The organism is Bacillus sp. JJ634 (genome assembly GCF_036962285.1).
Classification (GTDB): Bacteria; Bacillota; Bacilli; order Bacillales; family DSM-1321; genus Peribacillus; species Peribacillus asahii_A.
In genome coordinates this window covers 7,868-11,337 of sequence record NZ_JBALMU010000100.1, presented here as the reverse complement: position 1 = coordinate 11,337, position 3,470 = coordinate 7,868, and the positions used below count along the sequence as shown (strand labels likewise).

The 3,470-nt window shown below is 35.0% G+C and carries 3 protein-coding genes; 2 read left to right on the top strand and 1 reads right to left on the bottom strand.

Annotation, left to right across the window (positions count from 1 at the left end):
* Positions 1–10: 10 nt before the first annotated feature.
* Positions 11–988, bottom strand: a complete 978-nt coding sequence (locus tag V7068_RS14960; protein ID WP_499713447.1) for a YaaC family protein — start codon at positions 986–988, stop codon at positions 11–13.
* Positions 989–1,110: 122 nt separating this feature from the next.
* Between V7068_RS14960 and guaB the strand changes: the two genes are divergently transcribed.
* Together guaB and V7068_RS14950 are read left to right on the top strand one after the other, a co-directional pair.
* The gene (gene guaB / locus V7068_RS14955; protein WP_499713445.1) at positions 1,111–2,577 is read left to right on the top strand and encodes an IMP dehydrogenase; all 1,467 of its coding nucleotides are present in this window, start codon (positions 1,111–1,113) and stop codon (positions 2,575–2,577) included.
* A gap of 193 nt (positions 2,578–2,770) precedes the next feature.
* On the top strand, positions 2,771–3,470 hold a 700-nt coding region (locus V7068_RS14950), incomplete at its 3' end, for a D-alanyl-D-alanine carboxypeptidase family protein (protein ID WP_499713444.1).

Below are 3,470 nucleotides of genomic sequence, written 5' to 3'. Positions count from 1 at the left end.
AAGCATGAGATCAGCTGAGAAGCTGATCTTTTTTATTGAATTCATTTAACCATTTAGATACTAAAAAAGTAGTTTTGCTAGGGGTTATTTTAAGAAATTGAATGATGGTTGGATAATCATCATTGGACATTGTTTTAAACAGTTCAGACCACCACTCTGTTTCATAGCGAGCAATCATACTTAGATTGTATAAAACTAAATAATGAAGAAGCAATTCAGGCAATACATAGCATGGTGACTGTTTATTGAGAGAAAGCATAAAGTTATTTGAATAGGTATTATAGCGAATCGGCGAGCTTCCATTATAATACAATACATCTTTAGGAGTAATTATGAGATCCTTTTTATTTTCCTCTAATGATAAAGTTAATTTGATTTTAGAACTAAGAAATTCTACAAAGCGGCTACTCGTCATTTGATAATGATCGAGTATAGACGATGGTAGTAGAAAGCCTTGATGTGTAAGAGTTAGTGTTTCGAATTGTTTGGAAGAATGAACAGGCGAATTCATTTGCATTTCTGGAATTTCCTTTAGTAGTGTTTCCATTGTGAATTTTTCCCCTTCTAACTGTTTGATATTAAAAATTTTTTCAGCTAAACAAGTGATTAATCCATTTTTTTGTACTTTTACTTCATCCTTCAAAAACTCATATTGTTGCTTTTTTCTTTTTCTTGTTGTGACCCCATGAGCAAGCAAGGAAGTCGATTCAGGGTAATTAGGGTCTACGGTAAGTAAACATGCTTTTAAAAGCTGTACAAACCCGTAGAACGTTAAAGTAGGCTGTATAGAGAGTGGAGCAATACTTGCTTGTTCATAGTATGTTTTTGCGTGTTCTAGATAATATATAAACGGGTAGCAATTTTCATAGCTTTTTTGTTCTGCATTTGGAATATGTAGTTGAGTATAATGTTTTCTTAAAAATAGTTGGGAAGAAGATGCAGAAAAAAAAGGCAACAGGGAATCAAAATAACCAGTGTTTATAAGCAAAAATAACAGCTCCTTTAAATTTTTTAAATTAATAGAAAAATCAAACTTTTCCATTCGTTCTTGACAGTATTATGCCCAGTTGATAACCTACAAATAATATTTTTTAGCAGGAGGGGAAAGAAATGTGGGAAAATAAGTTTGCAAAAGAAGGTTTAACTTTTGATGATGTGTTACTGATACCAGGAAAGTCGGAGGTATTACCAAACGATGTAAGTTTAAAAGTAGAGTTGGCGGAAAATTTGAAACTTAATATTCCGATTATTAGTGCAGGAATGGATACAGTAACAGAAGCAGAAATGGCAATTTCAATGGCACGTCAAGGTGGCTTAGGCATTATTCATAAGAATATGTCAATTGAAGCTCAAGCTGAACAAGTGGATAAAGTTAAGCGTTCTGAGAGTGGTGTTATCTCTGACCCATTTTTCTTAACGCCGGAACATCAAGTATTTGATGCTGAGCATTTAATGGGCAAATACCGAATTTCTGGGGTACCAATTGTTAATAATGAAACGGATCAAAAGCTTGTTGGTATTATTACAAATCGCGATTTACGCTTTATTGATGATTTCTCTTTAAAAATTTCTGATGTGATGACAGTTGAAAATTTAGTAACAGCACCAGTTGGTACAAATTTAGAACAGGCTGAAAAAATCCTTCAAAAATATAAAATCGAGAAACTCCCTCTTGTTGACGATAACGGTGTTTTAAAGGGATTAATTACAATTAAAGATATCGAAAAAGTTATTGAATTCCCGAACTCAGCTAAAGATAAACAAGGAAGATTACTTGTTGGAGCTGCTGTTGGGGTAACGAAAGATACAATGAAACGTGTAGAAATGCTAGTGAAAGCTCATACGGATGTCATTGTATTAGATACAGCACACGGCCATTCTGCAGGTGTTCTTGGAAAAGTTAAAGAAATTCGAGATGCTTATCCTGAATTAACAATTATCGCAGGGAACGTTGCAACAGCAGAAGGCACACGAGCATTAATTGAAGCAGGTGCCGATATTGTAAAAGTTGGAATTGGGCCTGGATCAATTTGTACAACACGTGTTGTTGCTGGTGTAGGTGTACCACAAATTACAGCTGTATATGATTGTGCAACAGAAGCTCGCAAACATGGTAAAACAATTATTGCTGATGGTGGTATTAAATACTCTGGTGATGTTGTAAAAGCTTTAGCTGCAGGCGGAGATGCAGTAATGCTTGGAAGCTTGCTGGCTGGTGTTACGGAAAGTCCAGGGGAAACAGAAATCTTCCAAGGCCGACGTTTTAAAGTATATCGTGGTATGGGTTCTGTTGCAGCAATGGAAAAAGGGTCTAAAGACCGTTACTTCCAAGAAGATAATAAGAAATTCGTTCCAGAAGGAATTGAAGGACGTCTTCCTTATAAAGGACCTCTTGCAGATACAATTTATCAATTAATTGGTGGTATTCGTTCAGGTATGGGATACTGCGGTACACCTACTTTAACTGATTTAAAAGAAAGAGCACAATTCGTTAAAATGACAGGTGCAGGCTTAAGAGAAAGTCATCCGCATGATGTTCAAATTACAAAAGAAGCACCGAACTATTCTTTACAATAAGGTAAAACGTACCTTGGTGGAGGTCTTACTACCTGCTAAAGATGGAATAAAAATTACCAAAAAAATAGGTATCGTCTTTCATGACTCTACCTATTTTTTTTGTTTTTTCTATGATAAACTAAAAAAAGTGTGTAAGGCAGGTCAGAAATAGCTGCCTATTATTAAAAAGCTTACAAGGTGGAGGTAGTGGAAATTGAAAAGAATCAGCAAGATGACCCTGATGTTCATGACCGTTTTTGTTCTCGCATTGTCACAATTTGCTTATCAACCGGGGAAAGCTCAAGCTGAATCTGATAATTTAGGCTTAAAAGCAGAAGCAGCGATTATCATTGATGGTGAAACTGGGCAAATTATATATGAAAAAAATGCCGAAAAAGTTTTAGGTATTGCTTCAATGTCTAAAATGATGACAGAATATATCGTGTTAGAAGCGATTCATAATAAAAAAATTTCTTGGGATACAAAAGTTCAAATAAATGAGTATGTACATAAATTATCCAAGGCGCCGAATTTGTCGAATGTAGGCTTAACACAAGGTGAAGAGTATACAGTCAAAGAATTATATGGTGCGATGGCTGTATACTCTGGTAACGCTGCAACAGTAGCTCTGGCTGAAAAAATTGCTGGTAGCGAGAAGAAATTTGTTCAACTAATGAATAAAAAAGCGAAAGAACTAGGTTTGAAAAACTATAAATTTGTAAATTCTAGCGGGCTTAATAATTCTGATTTACTAGGAAATTATCCGTCTGGCGATGCAAATGAAGAAAATGTAATGACAGCGCATGATATAGCTCTACTAGCCTATCGTTTAATTAATGATTATCCAGAAGCGCTAGATTACTCAAGTATTTCTAAATTGAAATTTCGTGATGGTAGAGAATATCCAAACTTTA